Here is a 19,096-nt window from a genome sequence, read left to right as displayed (position 1 = left end):
TAATTCGCATTCGATACAAACATTCCTAGAAATAAACGTAAGTAATTCCGTCTCCCCCCTGTCGGCATGCTCATCTTCAATACGATTTACCTGGCTATATTTTTTTAAATATTCTCTGATCAATTTCCTGAGAATCCCATCTCCCTTCCCATGAATAATTTTTATGAATGGAAATCCAAGCATGATTGACTTATCCAGATATTTCTCCAGCTCGTGAACGGCATTATCACCACGAAATCCTCTTAAATCTAGTTCTGCACTAAAACTGCTAATGGCGTCAGACATGCTGCCAGTGTAAGAATTAGCCTGTACAACTTTTCTTGCCTGCTTGTTGCTAATCTTGTAAACACGGTTTTTCTTCAAAACGGAGCGAAGGTCTCCTAAGGCAATTACCAAATTATCCCTATTAATTTCCAATACCTGACCAGTAGTTTCACTGTTTACCAATTGAACCCAGTCGCCAACTTCAATTGCCGTACTAACAGGAATTGCCTTCTCAGGTTTCTTTTCTTCCTTAACCTGATTCTGCACCAATTCCTTCTGTAGATTTTGCCTTAACTGTTTGGTTACTGTCTTATCAGCTTGCTTTTCCTTTATTTCGGCTATTGTATTTTCAACTAGCTTATTGGCATTCTTTATAATGTTTTGTGCTTCAAGCTTTGCTTCTTTAATTAAAACCTTTCTGTTTTCGTCCAGGAATAACTTGAGCTTCTCGTTCTCCGCAACCAAATTTTTCACCTTGTTTTGTTGGTTAGACAAGTGGAGTTTAGTATCGTAGATCTGTTTCTTTTCTCGCTCCAAATCAACCAGTAAACTGTCAATACGGTTCTGATTGGTCCCAGTCTTTGCCCTTGCTAGATCCAATACTTCCTTTTGCAAACCGATGTTCTGTGCAATTTCAAAAGCATATGAACTACCTGGTTTACCTACTTCCAGAACATACATTGGCTTCATTTTATCGTTATCAAACAGCATAGAAGCATTTTCCAAACCTGGAGTATTACCCGCAAATAGTTTCAGGTTAGAATAGTGAGTGGTAATAACACCTCTAACCCTTTTATTGTTAAGTACTTCCAATACGGCTTCCGCCATTGGTCCTCCAAATTGTGGATCTGTACCTGTTCCAAACTCATCAATAAGCACCAGAGATTTTGGTGATGCATGTGCTACAAAGTACCTCATTTTAGTTAAGTGAGCGCTATAAGTACTTAAATCGCTCTCAATAGACTGGTCATCACCGATGTCGGCAAATATATTATCAAAAATACCGACTTCGCTAGATTCGTGAACAGGGATGAGGAGACCGCTCTGCACCATTAATTGTAATAAGCCAACAGTCTTCATGCACACAGATTTCCCTCCGGCATTTGGACCAGATACTAAAACAATCCTCAAACTATCACTGATTTGTATATTCAAAGGAACAACTGTTTTTTTGTCTTCTTTAAAGGAAAGATAAAGCAGCGGATGCGTTGCATTAACCAGTTTTGTTTTGGCTTCCTTAATTAAAACCGGCATATCTGCATCAACGGCTATGGCAAACAATGCTTTAGCGCGGACAAAATCGAGCTTTGTTAGAAATCCATGATAGGACAATAGCAAAGGAGTATATGGTCGAAGTTCTGTAGTCAAGGCAATTAAGATTCTGATGATCTCTCTCCGCTTGTCAAATTCAAGATCGCGAAGTCTGTTATTTAACGAGAATACCTCTTCTGGCTCAATATAAACGGTTTGACCGCTAGCTGATTCATCATGAATGAACCCTCTTAGCTTTCTTTTATTTTCCGCCAAAACAGGTATACACATCCTGCCGTCCCTAATTGTTAAACTTCCATCGGCAACCCAGTTGCTGGCAATTGCCTGTTTATATATGGAATCCATCCGCTTTCTAACATCCTGCTCCCCTTTGGCTATGTCGGCAGTAATTTGCTGCAAAGCAGGCGAAGCATTGGGTTTAATTTTTCCTTTAGGATCAAGTATGGTCTCTATCTTTTTAAGAATAGCCTTTTCAACTGGTATGTGTTCAAACAGGGCTTCCAGATTGGGATATATTTCTTTGCGTTCTTCAAAAAAACGAAGCACAGAAAATACAGTTTGCAGTGAGGTATATATTTGGTGCAGCTCATCCTCTATGAGGTAGGTGCCTTCCACTCTGATCTTATCGGCTAGAGATTTAATATCAAAAAAAGCACTGATTTGCAGTGGTTCCTGATTCTCTAAAATACTTTTGAACTCATGAGTTTGCCTTAAAAATTTATTGATCTGATCAAACTTCGTCATGACTTGCATTTTTGCAACCATCTCCTGCCCCATTACACTTAGACAATGCTTATGAATAAGCTGTCTAACCTCGTTAAAGCCGAGGCGTTCTAAACAATTTTCAGGATATAACATATTATACTTTTACGGCCTTTTTGGTTTTGGTAACCACAGCTTTCTTTAATTTCTTATTAATTCTCTTTTTCCTCTTTGCATCTGCCTTTTTAATGGAATCTAAACCTTTAACAGTATTTCTGCTATTTACAGAATCCGCCATCCTTTTTAGTTTCAAGTTCGTTAAAGAATCTATTTTTCTGATGGAATCTGCAGCCTTTTTACGGTCGGCTTTTTTAATCAGGTCAGCATTTTTCAAAGAATCAACTTTTAAAATACCTAATTTAAGCTTTAGCAGACCAGCATTGACCTTTTTATATATCCCATCCATCACAGTTGGATTTTTATAATAATAGTCCATGCTCTTATAATACTTGGCAGAATCAATATTATATTTCTTATAAATACCATTATAAAAAGCGGCCGCAAGAATCTTTGCTGAATCAGGCTGATAGGTGGAAATAAGCCCATCGGTAATGTGTATATCATTTAGTACCAAGGCCATTTCATCAGGTTGAATGATGTCGCTCGGAATACCTGGCTTACAACTAGACGCAAATAATAAGAATATAACAATATATATATAGCTTTTCATTAAACTTAAAAGATCATGATTTCTTGGGCAAAGTTCGCCAAGGTTGTTAATTTTACCAAAAATACTGATAAATGAGTATAGCAGATAACTTATTGAAATATAAAAATGAGCTTGAACAAAGCGGTGTTGAATTAATTGCGGTTTCCAAATACCAGGACAATACGTCAATTATGGAAGCGTATAATGCAGGCCATCGTATTTTCGGTGAAAACATCGTACAGGAGTTGGTTGAAAAAGCAGAAGAGCTTCCTAAAGATATCCAATGGCATTTAATAGGTCACCTACAAAGCAATAAAGTTAAATACATCGCTCCTTTTGTAACATTGATACAGTCTGTAGACAGTTTGAAACTACTTACGGAAATCAACAAACAAGCATCTAAAAACAAAAGGGTTATCGATTGCCTCCTGCAAATTTACATTGCCGATGAGGATACTAAGTTTGGTCTTGGTTTTGATGAAGCAATAGAGTTATTACGCTCTGAGGAATACGCCAGCATGGAAAATGTAAGAATAACCGGGCTGATGGGTATTGCCAGCAACAATGCGCCTGATAAGCAGACCTTGGACGAATTTACCGAATTAAAAGTGTTGTTCGACGGCATAAAGGTTAGCTTTTTCAGGAAAGATCCTGACTTTAAAGAAATATCCATGGGGATGTCGGGTGATTATAAACTGGCAATTGAGGCTGGTAGTACAATGGTCAGAGTTGGAAGTGCTATTTTTGGTAAAAGAATTATAAAACATTACAAGACTGAATGAACATCGATATAAGAGTTGCAGAGGAAAAAGACTGCGCCAGACTACTGGAATTAATTATTGAACTTGCCGTATACGAGAAAGCACCAGAGGAAGTGACCGTTACGTTACAGGAATTTGTTGATGCCGGCTTTGGCGCAGACAAGGTTTGGAAGGCTTTCGTTGCCGAAACAGACAACCATATAGTTGGTTTTGCACTATATTATGTGAGGTATTCTACTTGGAAAGGCTGCCGACTTTACCTTGAAGATTTTATTGTTACGGATGATTATCGGGGTAAAGGCATTGGAAAACTACTTTTTGAGACCGTTATTAAAGAGGCGAAAGAACGCAACTTTAATGGTATGGTATGGCAAGTTCTGGACTGGAATGCCCCTGCCATCAATTTCTATAATAAATACGCTGCCCAGCTGGAAGAAGGCTGGCTTAATGCCTCATTTTCTAAGGCAAAAATTACTCAGTTGATATGAAAAAACCAATCGCATTATTATTGCTGACATTGCTATTTGCCTGTAACGCTGAAGAAAATAAAGAAGAGCTTGCTGATTCTACATCGAACGTCACTGTATCTGCTGTGCATAAAACAGATTCCATAAACTTCAAATACGATTCTGTAAAAGTATATAGTAAGAATCCGGTTTCTAAAGACTCCCGAGTTACTGACACGGCCAAAGCAGTTATCACACACCCAGTTTTTCCCAGTGAAAAGATCAATACTTTCGTTTCAAAGAAAATTCTTGCGACTGCTGATGAGCTTAAGTACAACGATTATAAAAATTACGCTCAGGGTTTTATAGACGAGTTTGATTCTTTCCAGTTAAAAAATAAAGATCGCATCCAAACCTGGTTTCTGGATATCAATACCAGCGTTGTCAAAGCTACAGTAAACTATATCTCTATTAAAACAAGATATGTTAACTTCTCTGGAGGAGCTCATCCGAACAGTATGTTTATTTATGCCAATTACAATCCGAAAACAAATCAGGAAATTAATCTGGATTCATTGCTGTTACCTGATGGTCAGAAAAAACTGGAAGCAATTGCTGAGAAAATTTTTAGAAGGAATGAAAAACTTGGTGAACAGGAAAGTTTGAAAAACAAATACTTTTTTGAAAATGACAAGTTCAGCCTCAACAGAAATTTTACTGTAACAGATAAGGGCTTATTATTTCTTTATAACCCTTACGAGATTAAAGCCTATGTTTACGGAACCACGGAGTTACTTATTCCTTTCAGTGCTTTAAAGGAAGTTGCTAAACCCAGTTCTTTACTTACCAATACAAATTAATGAGAATATATAAATTTGGAGGAGCATCTGTAAAGGATGCTGCCGGTGTTAAAAATATTGCCGCAATCATTAAACAATGCCCTGATCAGAAACTCTTAGTGGTGATTTCTGCAATGGGGAAGATCACCAATAAGTTAGAAGAGCTCACCTTTGCTTATTTATACGGCCAGGAAAATACACACGAGATCTTAGCTGAAATCAAACAATTTCACTTTGATATCGCAGGTAATCTTTTTCCTGATCACGGTCACCCTATATATGACGACATTAACAATTCTTTTGTAGAAATAGAATGGTTGCTGGAAGAAGAACCAACCGACGCGCCAGATTACATATATGACCAAATTGTTTCTATTGGCGAAATCATCTCTACAAAAATTGTAGCTGCATACCTGGAGCTTACCGGTGTTAATGCCAAATGGCTGGATGCAAGAAACTATATCCATACAGACAATAGTTACAGAGAAGGAAAAGTAAACTGGGAGAAAACCGAGCTAGAGATTCAAAAGAAATTGGTGCCGGTTATTGAGAACCATATTGGTATAACGCAGGGATTTATCGGAAGCACCAGCGAGAATTTCACAACAACCCTTGGCAGAGATGGGTCAGACTATTCTGCGGCCATATTCAGTGCGGGACTAAATGCAGACAGCCTCACAATCTGGAAAGACGTGCCGGGAGTGCTAAATGCAGATCCTAAATGGTTTGATGAGACGGAGCGAATACCACAGCTCTCCTATCACGATGCAATTGAATTAGCTTACTATGGAGCGACAATTATTCACCCGAAAACAATTAAGCCAATCCAGAATAAGAATATCCCATTGTATGTCAGGTCATTCCTTGCTCCAAACCATGAAGGTACAGATATTACAGGGGCTAAAAATCACTTACCAATCCCATCTTTTATATTCAAAGTAGATCAAGTATTGATTTCCATCTTTCCTAAAGACTTTTCATTCATTATTGAAGAGAATCTGAGTGAAATATTTAACCTTTTTCACAATCACAAGATTAAGATCAATACCATGCTCAATTCGGCAATTAGTTTTTCAGTGAGTTTTGATCATGATGCAAAAAAAATGGAGAAACTGATAGCAGATCTGTCGAAAGATTATAAAGTAAAGTACAACACAGGCGTTGAACTGGTCACCATCCGTTACTACAACCAGCATACCATAGACAGGGTAACGGCATCAAAAAGCATTTTGCTGGAGGTAAAAAGCAGAAATACCTGCCAGATTGTAATGAAAGACAAAAACAGTTGAATAAAGAACTTTTAACCAAGGCAGCTCAAGATTACATCAATAACCATCTTAATGATGATGTAAATAAGATTGCTTTGGCAAAAAGCCCGATAAATAGGATTGAATCACCTGAGCTGGCCAACCAGATTTCAGCTAAAAAAAAGTCGGCTAAAAAACTGCCTATATGGTTTAACACTCCAGGCATATATTATCCATCAACCCTATCTATAGAGCAGACATCTTCAGAAACGACTGCGGATTATAAATCTGGTCTGGCCGTAGGCAAGACCCTTTTAGACCTTACAGGCGGTTTTGGCGTGGATGGTTATTTCTTTTCCAGGAGGATGGAAAGCACCACACAGTGTGAGATTAATGAAGAATTGCTTCAAATTGCTGCTCATAATGCCTCGGTACTTGGACAAAATAATACCGCTTTCAAATCGGTAGATGGACTAGTGTTCCTTAAGAATGAGGAAAAGCATTTCGACACCATTTATGTAGACCCCGCCAGGCGCAGCACATTTGGGAAAGTATTTATGTTGAAGGACTGCAGTCCTGATGTGGTCACAAATCTGGAACTACTATTAAAAAGCGCAGGAAGGCTAATCATCAAAACGGCTCCCCTATTAGATCTATCAGCCGGACTGAACGAGCTTAAGCATGTTGTTGAAATACACATTGTCAGCGTTAAAAACGAATGCAAAGAATTGGTTTGGATACTTCAGGAAGCATACGCCGGCCCGGTAAAAATCTTCGCAATTACACTCAATGAAACTCAAAAAGAATTTTCTTTTACCCTTGGCGACCAGCAACAAACTCAATTTATAGAAACCACACCTACCGGCTACTTATACGAGCCAGATGTTGCCCTGTTAAAAAGCGGCGCCTTCAATTTAATCGCAGAAAAGTTCAACATCAAAAAACTAGATGTTCAAACCCAACTGTATACAAGCGGTATTGTCAATACTGAATTTCCAGGTAGGATATTTACCATCAACAGAATTCTTAGTTCAGGGGATCTTAAAAAAGAGAAAAATCTTATAGGCAATGTCATTGTTAGAAATTACAGAGATACTCCAGAGTCATTAGTTAAAAAATATAAGATTAAATCCAACAAGAGCAAATTCCTGATCTTTACTTCCAGTAAAGTAAATGGATATATTGTTATTGAAGCTGAAATTATCCAGCATTATTAGCCTCATTTTAACATTCTTTAACACTCTTTAACATTTCTAAAAAGTTAACATTCACTCTTTTAGTTATTTTTGGTTAACCTAAATTATAACCAAATCATGATCAACTATCAAAAGCTCAACAACTGGGTTGGCTGCCTGCTTTTTGCTATTGCCGCAGTAATTTACTGGCTCACCATGGAGCCCACCGTCAGTTTCTGGGATTGCGGAGAATTCATCGCCGCCGCCTTCAAATTACAGGTAGGTCACCAACCCGGCGCACCGCTATTTTTAATGATTGGCAAGCTATTCTCTCTGCTCTCCATGGGCAATGCAGGAAAAGTAGCCTATTGGATGAATTTTAGTTCTGTGCTATTCAGCGCCGGAACTATAATGTTCCTTTACTGGACCATCACCAGAATCGCGGCAAAGATTTTAAAGACCAAAGAAGATACACTTGACGGCTTATGGGTAATCACTGCGGGTATTATTGGTGCCCTGGCATTCACGTTTTCAGATACCTTTTGGTTCTCTGCGGTTGAAGCAGAAGTCTATTCCCTATCTATTTTATTCACAGCTGTAGTTTTTTGGGCAGTGCTGAAATGGGAAGAAAACATGAACGACCGATGGTTGGTTTTAATCGCCTTTATTGTCGGGCTTTCTATTGGTGTGCACCTGCTTAGTTTATTGGCCATACCCGCCATCGTTCTGGTTTATTACTTTAAAAAAACCAGGAAACCCAGTGTTATCGGTGTGGTTAAGGCAATTGGAGTAGCTGGTTTAATTTGGATAGCCGTCCAATTTGTCATCATTCAATATTTCGTTCTGCTGGCCGCTAAATTTGACATCTTTTTCGTGAATACCTTAGGAATGGGCTTCGGTTCTGGTGCCACAGCATTTCTATTTCTTTTAGCGGGATCAGTAGCTTACGCGCTGTATTTTTCCATCAGAAAAAAGAAATACTACCTCAACCTATCGGTTATTTGCCTATCCTTCGTGTTGCTGGGATTTAGCTCTTATTTCTTAATCATCATCAGAGCCAATGCAAAAACTACATTAAACCTATCCAATCCTGATAATGCGTTATCACTATATAATTATCTGGGACGTACAAACTATGGCGAAACACCGCTGTTATACGGACAAACCTTTGATGCAGAGCCTACAAAATATGACGAAACCGGAACCGATTATCGAAAGGGAAAGACTAAGTATGAAGAAGCAGGAAAACTGATCAAAGCAGAATACGATAAAAATCTATTATTTCCCAGAACCTATAGTCACAAGCCTCAGCATAATGTTTTTTATAAAGAATGGTTGCACCTGGCCGACGGGCAAACGCCAACCTTTTTCCAGAACTTAAAGTTCTTTACTTCCTACCAATTAGGCTATATGTATTGGAGGTATTTTTTCTGGAACTTTGTAGGTCGCCAAAGTGATGTTCAGGGTATGGGACTTTCCAATGATGGCGCCTGGATCACCGGGATTAAGCCACTGGATGCCATGCGCCTTGGCAAACAAGATCACCTGCCGCCTAGCATCACAACAAATGAAGGTCATAACCTATTCTATGGCTTGCCATTAATTTTGGGAATTGCTGGTTTAATCCTCCTGTATAAAAGAAGTCCGAAGGACTTGATCATCGTTTCTGCGCTGTTTGTTTTTACTGGCCTAGCCATTATCGTATACCTAAACCAAGACCCATTGCAGGTCAGGGAACGAGATTATGCTTACGTGGGCTCATTCTATGCTTTCTCTATTTTTATAGGCTTAGGCTTGCTTGCCATTAAGGAGTTATCCTTTAAATTGAATGCTCCAAGGATCAGTTTTGCGGTAGCGGCGTCTGTAGCCATAATTGCTGTACCCATGCTTATGGCACACGAGGGCTGGGATGAGCACAATAGATCTGGAAAAACCACTGCATTGGAATGGGCTAAAAACTATCTAAATTCTTGTGCACCTAATGCTATACTATTTACCAATGCAGATAATGACACCTTCCCTTTGTGGTATGTTCAGGAGGTAGAAAATTACCGTACCGATGTTAGAGTGGTAAATATCCAATACCTGTCTGATGGTAATTATATCGACCAGATGAAGCAGAAGGTCGGGAATTCAGACGCTTTGCCTATTATGGTTCCGTCTTCAAAATATGTAAAAGGAATCCGCGACTGGTCGCCCTATGTAGATTACGGAATTACAGACAGCGTAGAACTATCAGACATTTTAGACGTCCTGACATCAGATAACCAACAGGACAAAGTTGCCATGATGGGTGGAAGCTATGAGAACTTTTTACCTACTAAAAAACTAAAACTGAGTATCAATAAAGACCAGGTTTTAAAAACCAACACGGTAAACAAAGCAGATCAGGATAAGATTACTCCGTTAATGGAATGGACATACAGAGAAGATAAAGTGCTTAAATCCGACCTGGCCATATTTGACATATTGGTGCATAACAACTGGAAACGACCTATTTATTTCGGCACAAGCATTTCTTCCGACAGCTATGTTGGGCTTGAAAAATATCTATACCTGGAAGGATATGCATTTAGACTATTACCACTAAAAGCATCGGCCACGCCTGATAAAGAATTTGATAAAGAGATGCAGACCAATTCTGACGTGATGTATACCAATATCATGAACAAGTTTGATTTCACAGGATTTGGTACAGCGAAATACCTGGATCCAGAAAGCAGAAGAATTGCATCGGGTACTTCTAAATTCATCAATTATCTGGCGGACAACCTAATTACATCTGGCAAGCAAATTAAGGCAAAGAATCTGATGGTTAAAGCTGTTAATCAGCTTCCAACAAAACTCTATTCCATTGAAGATACCCTAACCAAGATGTACACTGTCCACAACCTTTATCAGGTTAACGAAACGGCAAGAGCAAATGTCATCACAGCACAAATCAATACTTTTTTAGATCAGGAGCTAAGTTATATTGCAAGTCTGGATCCTAAAGAATGGAACTACTACGGTAGAGATATACAATTGGGTTTATCTGTCCTCAATAACCTGGAAAAGATAACAGCGGATAGTAAGCAAACAGCGCTCAACAAATCTTTAAAAGAAACCTTGCAAAGGATACAAAGTAAATTTGTCTAATACAACATTAAAAAGGGCCATTTAGAAAATGGCCCTTTTAACACATAATTACTTATTAGGTTGTGGTGTAGTCCTCAGATAAGGCTTAATCACCTTATGCCCTTTCGGGAATTTAGCAGGTATATCTTCCGTTTTAATGCTGTTCATTACCACAACATCTTCTCCGTCGGTCCAATCGGCAGGTGTTGCCACACTATATTTTGCAGTAAGTTGCAAAGAATCAATAACCCTTAATACCTCGTTAAAATTACGTCCTGTAGAAGCAGGATAAGTTAACATCAGCTTTACTTTTTTGTCAGGAGAGATCACAAATAAGGAGCGAACGGTTAAGGTTTCAGATGCGTTCGGATGAATCATATCGTACAGATCAGCGATCTTTTTATCTTCATCAGCTATAATCGGGAACTCAACATTAGTATTCTGTGTCTCGTTGATATCTTTAATCCAGCCTTTATGAGACTCTGCTGAGTCGACACTTAAGGCCAATACCTTTACATCTCTCTTATCAAATTCTCCCTTTAAAGAGGCCGTACGCCCTAGTTCCGTTGTACAAACAGGCGTATAATCCGCTGGGTGTGAAAACAAAACACCCCAGCTATCGCCTAAGTATTCGTACAGATCAATTTCACCAATTGAAGTTTGTGCTTTAAAATTGGGCGCTGCGTCCCCTATTCTTAAACTCATAATTGTATATTTTAGTTGTAAATAATAACTTGTCCAAAGTAAAAAATAATGTCTACAATTTAAGTATACTATCTAAAATAATTCTGGTTGATTTGTAATATCTTCATGCCCACCCAAGAATCCAATCTCGGGTATTGCTGCACCCAAATACTTATTAAATTGTTTAATGGTGTAGTTGGCTAGAATTGGTGTATCCTTTTCATCATGTTGGTGCAAAAAGAAATAAACTTTAGCCAGCCCTTTGTCCAGCCAAGGCTTTATTCTGGCCACCCACTCATCAACACGTGCGAAATCTGAAGCCTGATGCGCCATTCCATTGCCTACAAAACGTATAAAAATCTCTGGAATTGTCAATTCCATGTGAACGCAGTCCCTCCTGCCGCTGGCATCGGTAATAATTGCACCTTTGTTTAGCATAGCGAGCATTTCAAAAAATTTAGTCCTAACTGATTCATCCAAGAACCAACTCTGATGCCTAACCTCAACAAATACCTTTAAATCTTGAGGCAATAACTTCAGATAATTCTCCAGTACCTCAAAGTTTGCTGGCGAAAAATTATCGCCAAGCTGTAAAAAGCAAGGTCCAAGGTATTTTCCAAATTCATATATGCTTGACAAATACAAATCAGTTGGAACCTCTGCATCTTTAAGCCGTTTGATATGACTGATGGTTCTGGAAAATTTCGGACAAAACACAAAGTCCTTTACTGCATTTTCATCAGCCTTTAACTTCCACTTCTGTATCAAATCTGCCTTTGGAATACTGTAAAAAACTGCATTTAGTTCAATGGAATTAAAGTGTTTTACATATTCGTCCAGAAAATTAGCCTCTTTAGTTTTCGGTGGATAGATCATGTCAACCCATTCCTTTCTTCCCCATTTCGCGCATCCAACATAGAAATCTGCTTTGACGGGTTTTAAGCCAGTCAGCGTTTTAGCAGTTTGTGCACCATCAGGTGGTAGTGTAAAATCTACGCCGGGCAATAATTCGTCAGGTACTTTTCCAAAATCCATAAAATGTGATATAAAATAAAACCCCTAAACTTACAATAAGTTTAGGGGTTTGAAAATTTTGTCCGCTAAGACTAAGCAAATAAATTCTATTTGTAAACCTTAACCATAAATACAAAGTCTTGCATTTTTTCGGCTTGTTTGGTCTTTGGTAAAGATTGAAGGGAATTCTTTTTGGTATATTTTGCCTGACTGCCTAGTGAATCGTTAGGTATCATATTTAATATTTCCTGAATGTATTTTGATTTAACCGCAAACGTAGCACCATCAACCTGACTTAGTTTTGCAGTAATCACCCCAACTACATTTCCGTTCTGATCCAGCAACGGACCACCACTGTTTCCAGGGTTAGCATCTATAGAAACCTGATATTGGGTTGAATCACTACCACTGTAGCCCGTTCTCGAACTTACATAACCTCTTGCATAAACTGCATCATCTTTTGAGAAACCAAGTGTATAAACATCTTCACCGATGCCAATTCCACTGTGTTTTAACCTGTAAGGAAGACTAGGCAATTTAAAGGACTCATCAACTATTTTTAAAATAGCCAAATCATATTGCGTATCTCTCTTATCTACCCTGACACGGTATTGATTACCTTGTCTGTCCTGTACATATACAGAATCTGCGCCATCTACAACATGCAAATTGGTTAAAATGTATCCGTTAGTAGTCAAGGCAAAACCAGTTCCACCAAAATTAGCAGGCTTTAAGTTTTTAGTTGCAACAGCTGTTGAATTGATTTTCCTGATCAGGCTATTCTGTGAATTCTTGATTCTGGCTAAATCTCTTTTTACCAGTTCCACACTGCCAATCTGTTCTGTATTTTGTTGTATGGAGTACAACATTACCATGCTCAAAAATATGAACGAAGCGGCAACGCCAATGGCAGCACGATTTTTACGCCATATGTTTACTATAACTGAAGGGTGCGGACCAAGTTTTCTGCTTAACGCATCAACATCGATCTCTGCATGCGCCTCATCCATTTTAGCTTTAAGCGTTGTAGTTTCGGCATAGTACGTTAATGAGTCAAGAAAAACCTGATGTGCCACCACCTTATGATCTACACTAGGATCATTAAGGCGCAATTCTTCAAAAGCCTTCTTTTCTGCTTCATTAAGTTTACCGTTAAGGTAATCTTCAATTATACTTTCTAAATCCATCTCGTTCCTCATCGTCTTATGACTGAAAAAATAATTTTTTTAACCTCTGTAAGCACTTATATTTTTGAGTTTTGGCGTTATCCGTATTGGTATAGCCAAACTTCTCAGAAATATCCTGCATGGATAGGTTATTGATATAAAAATCCTGAATAATTGTTTTGCAGGGTTCTCCCAAATGGACTAAGGCCGATTGCATCTTACTAAATTGCTCTTCCTTTTGCTCATGATCTTCAACATCAACATCTGTAGAGATCACATCTTCAAAATCTGCAATATTGTTGGTCTTTCTACTTTGCTGTGCAAGTTTCTTTAACCAAATACGTCTGCAAACTGAATAGATGTATGTTTTTAGTTTACTGCTTAACTCAAAATCTCCACTCTTTATTTTATTGTATAATACGATGATTCCTTCCTGATACACATCTTTAGCATCATCCTCATCACCGTTGTTATTCAATATTAACTGCAAAACCATCGGAAAGTAGCCAATGTACAATTTATTTAGCGCGTCATCCGAGTTGTTTAAGATCCCTAAAACTACCTCTCTATCTGTTGGAACTGAACTGCTTAACTTATTACTCACCAATTAATACATTTAAACGTGAATGGTAACCCAATGATAACAAAAAAAAATACTTTTTTTCATCCGTTTATTAATACACCTTTGCACCGAACAGTAACCCTAAGATTTATTTTATTTTTTTTTTAAAACAACTGGGTTACCTTTTAAACTTTACGGTATTAACCTATAAAATTAATTAATTATATAAAATAGAATTAAAATGAAAAACGCATTTAAATTTGGCTTTTTAGCTTTAGCAATTTCTTTATCAGTAGCAGCTTGTAACTCTGAGAAAAAAGGTGAATCAACTGATACTACTTTAACTGATTCTTCAGCTGTAACTACAACTGTTGATACTACAGTTACTGATTCAACTGTAAAAGATACTACTGTAACTACTACAACTGATTCAACTAAAAAAATCTAATTTAAGCTAAATTAGCCTAATTAAAAGAGTGTACCTTAACATGTTAGGTACACTCTTTTTTGTGCCCTGGTTTTTTAAATCTTGTATTGCTAATCATAATTTTAATTTTTAACGTTGTTAATTAGTAAATTTAACTAAGAACAGGAAGAGAGAACCGTTAGCGCAGGTGTTATTTCCGGCCTGTGATCTAGCATTACTTAACAAACATGTCCTAGGGTTCAGTCAAAACAAAAGTGAGGTATCCGGTTGCTGCACCTAGAAGACAATTACCAGACATTTAGATTAAATACACTATTGGCCACTTGAAAAAATCAGGATATTTAAATCCAGTTACAACCGATGATTGAAAATCCATTTTTAATAACAGTTAATTTAGTTTTTAAATAATGTCCAACTCAAGCTGAATGCTTGCATATGGCGTTTATAGAAACCTGTCATTTCTGGCTGTTTGCTTTGTCTTTGCTCTGTGTTGGCTCTGTGTAAACACAGAGAACACAGCCCTTAAAGACCGATTTTAGTCCTAAAACAGTGTTCTCTGTATACCAGGCGTATAAAAGCTGGGACACCTCGTTGTCCGACGGACTGATCATTGGATGTGCACAAAACAAATGTTTTACGGCGGGTGATAAATCAACTCAAGCCATTCCACTAAAAAAATATTACATTTGCCCCTGTAAAAACAGTCAATTCATGAATTTATCGCCACTGCAAGCCATTTCTCCAATAGATGGCCGTTACAGAAATACCACCCAAGAATTATCAGGATATTTTTCTGAATACGCTTTAATTAAATACAGGGTATTTGTAGAAATCGAATATTTCATCGCACTTTGCGAAGCTAAATTGCCAGGTCTTACGGATTTTGATACCTCTTTATATCCAAAACTAAAAGCAATATATGAATCGTTTAGTGACAGTGACGCACAAGAAGTGAAGGATACTGAAAGGGTTACAAATCACGATGTTAAAGCAGTTGAATATTTCATCAAGAAACAATTCGATGTACTTGGCCTACAGCAATACAAGGAGTTTATCCATTTCGGACTGACCTCACAGGACATCAATAACACAGCAATTCCCTACAGTTTCAAGTTGGCACTTCAAAATATTTATTATCCTCAAATTGAAAGCCTGATCATCAAAATTACTGAATTGGCTACCAATTGGAAAGATGTACCACTCTTGGCGCATACTCACGGTCAACCTGCATCTCCAACTAAACTGGGAAAAGAGTTCTTGGTCTTTGCTGAACGATTGCAAATTCAACTCAACCACCTTAAAAATATACCGAACAGCGCCAAATTTGGTGGTGCTACCGGAAATTTCAATGCCCACCATATTGCCTACCCTGCTATAAACTGGATAGATTTCTCTAATCACTTTGTAAACGCAATTTTAGGTTTAGATCGTGCGCAGCACACTACCCAAATTGAACACTATGACCAGTTTGCAGCGCAGTGCGATGCGCTTAAGCGTATCAATAACATCATTATTGACATGGACCGCGATATCTGGGCCTATATATCTAAGAACTATTTTAAGCAAAAGATCAAAGAAGGTGAAGTAGGTTCTTCTGCGATGCCTCATAAGGTAAACCCGATAGATTTTGAAAACGCTGAAGGAAATGCCGGAATTGCCAATGCTTCCTTTGAATTCTTCGCGGCAAAACTACCGATTAGCCGACTTCAAAGAGACCTCACAGATTCTACTGTACTTAGGAATGTTGGCGTACCAATGGCGCACACCATCATTGCGATTACTTCTACATTAAAAGGCTTGAACAAGTTGTTGTTAAACGAAGAAGCTATAAACGCTGATCTTGACAACAATTGGGCAGTAGTGGCAGAGGCTATCCAAACTGTGTTGAGAAGAGAAGCTTATCCTAACCCATATGAAGCATTAAAGGATCTGACGCGTACCAATCAGAAGATAACAGCATCAACCATGTCAGCGTTTATTGATGGCCTGGCAATTAACGAGCAGCTTAAAGAAGAATTGAAGAATATAACGCCATTTAACTATACAGGGGTTTATTAGAATTGAGATAATTCAAGAAAGTAAACCATACAAAGCTACACTCAGAATGAGTCTTAATAAATGACCTAAATCAGACACCTGATGCTATAAATGCACGGCATAATTATTTAATTTTGTGTAAATTAATAAGACAATGACGATTAACGTATATACAGAACAAACTCCAAACCCTGCAACTATGAAATTCATGGTCAATAAATTATTGATCAATGGAAGTGAAGATTTTGCAACTCGTGAGTCTGCAGAACATTCTCCATTTGCGAAAGAGTTATTCAAATTCAATTTTGTAAACGGTGTTTTTTTCGCCAGCAATTTTGTAACCATCACCAAAACTGATGAGACTGATTGGGCAGATGTTGAACCCATCCTTAAAGAATTTGTAAAGGGCGCTGTTGAGTCAGAATATAAAATTAAAGAAGAAACTGGCGAAGATGCTCCTGCATTTGAAGGCTCAGATCTGGAGATTAAAATACAACAAATTTTGCACGACTATGTGCGCCCGGCTGTTGAACAAGACGGTGGTGCCATCAGTTATAAGTCATTTGATGAAGGTATAGTTACTGTTGAGCTAAGAGGCTCATGCAGTGGTTGTCCGTCCTCAACAATCACATTAAAATCAGGTATTCAGAATTTATTACAGAGAATGGTTCCTGAAGTGAAAGAAGTAGTGTCAGAAGCACTTTAGTTATTAAAGTGCTTCTCTATTATTGCAAGCACCTCCCCATCTATATTTCCGTTAGTTGCTAATATTTCCCTTTGCTGGACAAATTCTTCACCTCCACTAAAGTTTCTGATCTTTCCCCCGCCTGTTCAACAATATATGCACCTGCGGCTACATCCCAGAAGTTTAGGTTGTATTCAAAGAAGGCGTCAAACCTACCACAGGCCACATATGCTAGATCAACTGCAGCTGATCCGATACGCCTCAATCCATGGCATTTCTGCATCATTTCGGTAAATACCTGCATGTATTGTGCTTGCTTGTCGAATTGGTAATATGGAAACCCGGTTGCCAATAAACATTCAGATAAAGATTCCCTATTGGACACATGAATTTCTTTGTTATTTAGATAGGCGTTACCACCCTTATAAGCCGAAAACATTTCACCTCTATTAATTTCATAAACCACTCCAATTACAGGTTTATCGTATTCATAAAGCGCAACACTTACAGAATAAGTTGGAATACCATGGATGAAATTAGTAGTTCCATCAAGCGGATCAATAATCCAGTTATAAACCTCTCCCTTAGTATTGATGGTCTCCTCTTCCGTAGTAAACCCAGCCTCCGGCAAAATCTTGGAAAGATTTTTTACCAACTGCTTTTCGGCCTGTTTATCGACATAGGAAACCATATCATTTAAGCCTTTAAATTCTATTGCTTTCGCATCAAAATTTATTGATTCTTTTCTAATAAAATTGCCGGTTAGCCTGGTGGTAGTAATTACCTTTTGGCACAATAGTTCGTAATCCAAATTCGCTTCAGTCTAGTAAGTACTCAGTTTTTCTTTATTCTTTCGGGCATTTGCAACTAACAATAAGCCTGAAAGAAAGAGTAATGAGGAAATTAACTCCGCCTGTGTAAAATGAATACCTGCAACATTGTATTTACTGTTAACTCTAATCAATTCAACACAAAAACGTTCAACCCCATTCATCATCAGGTATATTCCAAACATCATACCTGGTGAATTGAATTGACGGCGTATTTTCCATAGTATAAGAAAAAGGATAAAACAAACGATGACCTCGTAAATTGGTGTTGGATATACGGGTTGTGCAAGTTCTCTACAGAACTTCCCTACGCAGTTGGCAATCGGTTCACCCTCATTAGCCACGTTGTTAGGATAAGTATATGCCCATAACCAGTCTGGAAGCCAGGATACAGGTTTCGGGTTTAAATTAGGAATGCCCCAGTCGCCATCGCCAGATAGGTGGCAGCCAATTCTACCCACACTATAGGCTAGCATCATTCCCGGGCCGCCGATATCCAGCATATGTAAAGGCTTTACACCGTTTTTATTGGCCAGGTACAATACTGCAGCACCGCCGCAAATTAATCCCCCATAAAAGGTAAGTCCGCTGAAAGACAGTAAACCACCGATAGGGTCTTGTACAAAAGAATCCCAATGTTCAAGGTTATCAAATATTTTTGCACCCAGAAAGCCCCATACTGCAGCCCATACAATTAAACTACCCATTAGCTCGTATGGGTGCTGAGTTACTTCTACGGTTTTCGGCTTAGGCAGCCTGTGCGCGTTCTTTTCTTTATAATCCCAGTAAACAAATAATGCTGCGAATGCTATACCACCTAAAAAATTACCATTTAAAGAGAGGAGTACAGTTTGAGCATCATTTACAAAAAGCTTATAGTTCATCAAGGCATAAACCAGCTTGTATCCAATCAGGAAACCGAAAATTCCATTCCCTGCCAACTCTGCATTGGTTGCAGGTAAGCCGACTATCACAGATTTCTTGACAGGATGCAAAATTCCTAATGCTTCCTTTCTCTTAAATTCCTGTGTAAAAGCCCAGTATCCGGCAATAAAAGCCAGAGCTACAAATACTCCAAAAGTATTGAATGGTAGTGGTACTTGTACACCAAAAAGATATTCTATAAAATGAGATACAGTTGGAAACATACTAATAAAAA

At 38.2% G+C, this 19,096-nt stretch carries 16 protein-coding genes and 1 pseudogene; 9 read left to right on the top strand and 8 right to left on the bottom strand.

The features are described from left to right. Positions 1–25: 25 nt before the first annotated feature. Together ACXZ1K_RS11905 and ACXZ1K_RS11900 are read right to left on the bottom strand one after the other, a co-directional pair. Positions 26–2,394 (bottom strand): annotated as a pseudogene (locus ACXZ1K_RS11905) (endonuclease MutS2). 1 nt (position 2,395) lies between these two features. Continuing rightward, positions 2,396–2,968 (bottom strand): DUF4296 domain-containing protein, encoded by a 573-nt coding sequence (locus ACXZ1K_RS11900; RefSeq protein ID WP_458969889.1) that lies wholly within the window; start codon positions 2,966–2,968, stop codon positions 2,396–2,398. A 71-nt stretch (positions 2,969–3,039) separates the two neighbouring features. Here ACXZ1K_RS11900 and ACXZ1K_RS11895 point away from each other — a divergent pair, with 71 nt between their 5' ends. The 6 genes from ACXZ1K_RS11895 (at position 3,040) to ACXZ1K_RS11870 (ending at position 10,553) form a co-directional block, all read left to right on the top strand. After that, positions 3,040–3,729: a YggS family pyridoxal phosphate-dependent enzyme gene (locus ACXZ1K_RS11895; protein WP_458969888.1), complete on the top strand. Its 690-nt coding sequence runs from the start codon at positions 3,040–3,042 to the stop codon at positions 3,727–3,729. Continuing rightward, entirely contained in the window at positions 3,726–4,196 is a 471-nt protein-coding gene (locus ACXZ1K_RS11890) for a GNAT family N-acetyltransferase (protein WP_458969887.1), read from the top strand. Before ACXZ1K_RS11895 ends, ACXZ1K_RS11890 begins: the two co-directional genes overlap by 4 nt. Next, a complete protein-coding gene (locus tag ACXZ1K_RS11885) occupies positions 4,193–5,014 on the top strand; it encodes an RsiV family protein (RefSeq protein WP_458969886.1) in 822 nt (273 codons plus the stop codon). The genes ACXZ1K_RS11890 and ACXZ1K_RS11885 overlap by 4 nt, the downstream gene beginning before the upstream one ends. Continuing rightward, the gene (locus ACXZ1K_RS11880) at positions 5,014–6,282 is read left to right on the top strand and encodes an aspartate kinase (RefSeq protein WP_458969885.1); all 1,269 of its coding nucleotides are present in this window, start codon (positions 5,014–5,016) and stop codon (positions 6,280–6,282) included. The genes ACXZ1K_RS11885 and ACXZ1K_RS11880 overlap by 1 nt, the downstream gene beginning before the upstream one ends. Beyond that, complete coding sequence (locus ACXZ1K_RS11875; RefSeq protein WP_458969884.1) at positions 6,279–7,457, top strand: hypothetical protein; 1,179 nt, start codon at positions 6,279–6,281, stop codon at positions 7,455–7,457. The genes ACXZ1K_RS11880 and ACXZ1K_RS11875 overlap by 4 nt, the downstream gene beginning before the upstream one ends. 96 nt (positions 7,458–7,553) lie before the next feature. Continuing rightward, complete coding sequence (locus tag ACXZ1K_RS11870) at positions 7,554–10,553, top strand: glycosyltransferase family 117 protein (RefSeq protein WP_458969883.1); 3,000 nt, start codon at positions 7,554–7,556, stop codon at positions 10,551–10,553. A gap of 48 nt (positions 10,554–10,601) precedes the next feature. On the opposite strand, the gene ACXZ1K_RS11865 is transcribed toward ACXZ1K_RS11870, so the two are convergent. From ACXZ1K_RS11865 to ACXZ1K_RS11850, 4 genes are all read right to left on the bottom strand, one after another. Next, positions 10,602–11,237, bottom strand: a complete 636-nt coding sequence (locus tag ACXZ1K_RS11865; RefSeq protein WP_458969882.1) for a peroxiredoxin — start codon at positions 11,235–11,237, stop codon at positions 10,602–10,604. 72 nt (positions 11,238–11,309) lie between these two features. Then, a complete protein-coding gene (locus ACXZ1K_RS11860; RefSeq protein ID WP_458969881.1) occupies positions 11,310–12,251 on the bottom strand; it encodes a DUF72 domain-containing protein in 942 nt (313 codons plus the stop codon). An 86-nt stretch (positions 12,252–12,337) separates the two neighbouring features. Beyond that, a complete protein-coding gene (locus ACXZ1K_RS11855; RefSeq protein WP_458969880.1) occupies positions 12,338–13,429 on the bottom strand; it encodes a S1C family serine protease in 1,092 nt (363 codons plus the stop codon). A gap of 4 nt (positions 13,430–13,433) precedes the next feature. Beyond that, on the bottom strand, positions 13,434–14,000 hold the full coding sequence (locus tag ACXZ1K_RS11850) for an RNA polymerase sigma factor (protein WP_458969879.1): 567 nt from the start codon (positions 13,998–14,000) through the stop codon (positions 13,434–13,436). 199 nt (positions 14,001–14,199) lie between these two features. Here ACXZ1K_RS11850 and ACXZ1K_RS11845 point away from each other — a divergent pair, with 199 nt between their 5' ends. The 3 genes from ACXZ1K_RS11845 to ACXZ1K_RS11835 all read left to right on the top strand — a co-directional run bounded on the left by ACXZ1K_RS11845 (position 14,200) and on the right by ACXZ1K_RS11835 (position 17,128). Further along, the gene (locus ACXZ1K_RS11845; RefSeq protein WP_458969878.1) at positions 14,200–14,406 is read left to right on the top strand and encodes a hypothetical protein; all 207 of its coding nucleotides are present in this window, start codon (positions 14,200–14,202) and stop codon (positions 14,404–14,406) included. Positions 14,407–15,096: 690 nt separating this feature from the next. Continuing rightward, positions 15,097–16,443, top strand: coding sequence for an adenylosuccinate lyase (gene purB / locus ACXZ1K_RS11840; RefSeq protein WP_458969877.1), 1,347 nt, complete (start codon positions 15,097–15,099; stop codon positions 16,441–16,443). Between the two features lie 133 nt (positions 16,444–16,576). Then, positions 16,577–17,128, top strand: a complete 552-nt coding sequence (locus tag ACXZ1K_RS11835; protein WP_458969876.1) for a NifU family protein — start codon at positions 16,577–16,579, stop codon at positions 17,126–17,128. Positions 17,129–17,186: 58 nt separating this feature from the next. Here the strand turns inward: ACXZ1K_RS11835 and ACXZ1K_RS11830 are convergent, their stop codons facing one another. After that, a complete protein-coding gene (locus ACXZ1K_RS11830) occupies positions 17,187–17,918 on the bottom strand; it encodes an inositol monophosphatase family protein (protein ID WP_458969875.1) in 732 nt (243 codons plus the stop codon). Positions 17,919–17,930: 12 nt separating this feature from the next. After that, positions 17,931–19,085: a prolipoprotein diacylglyceryl transferase gene (locus ACXZ1K_RS11825; RefSeq protein ID WP_458969874.1), complete on the bottom strand. Its 1,155-nt coding sequence runs from the start codon at positions 19,083–19,085 to the stop codon at positions 17,931–17,933. Positions 19,086–19,096: the final 11 nt, after the last annotated feature.

This window comes from Pedobacter jaeyakensis (assembly GCF_054461315.1).
This window is presented reverse-complemented; position numbering and strand designations above follow the sequence as displayed.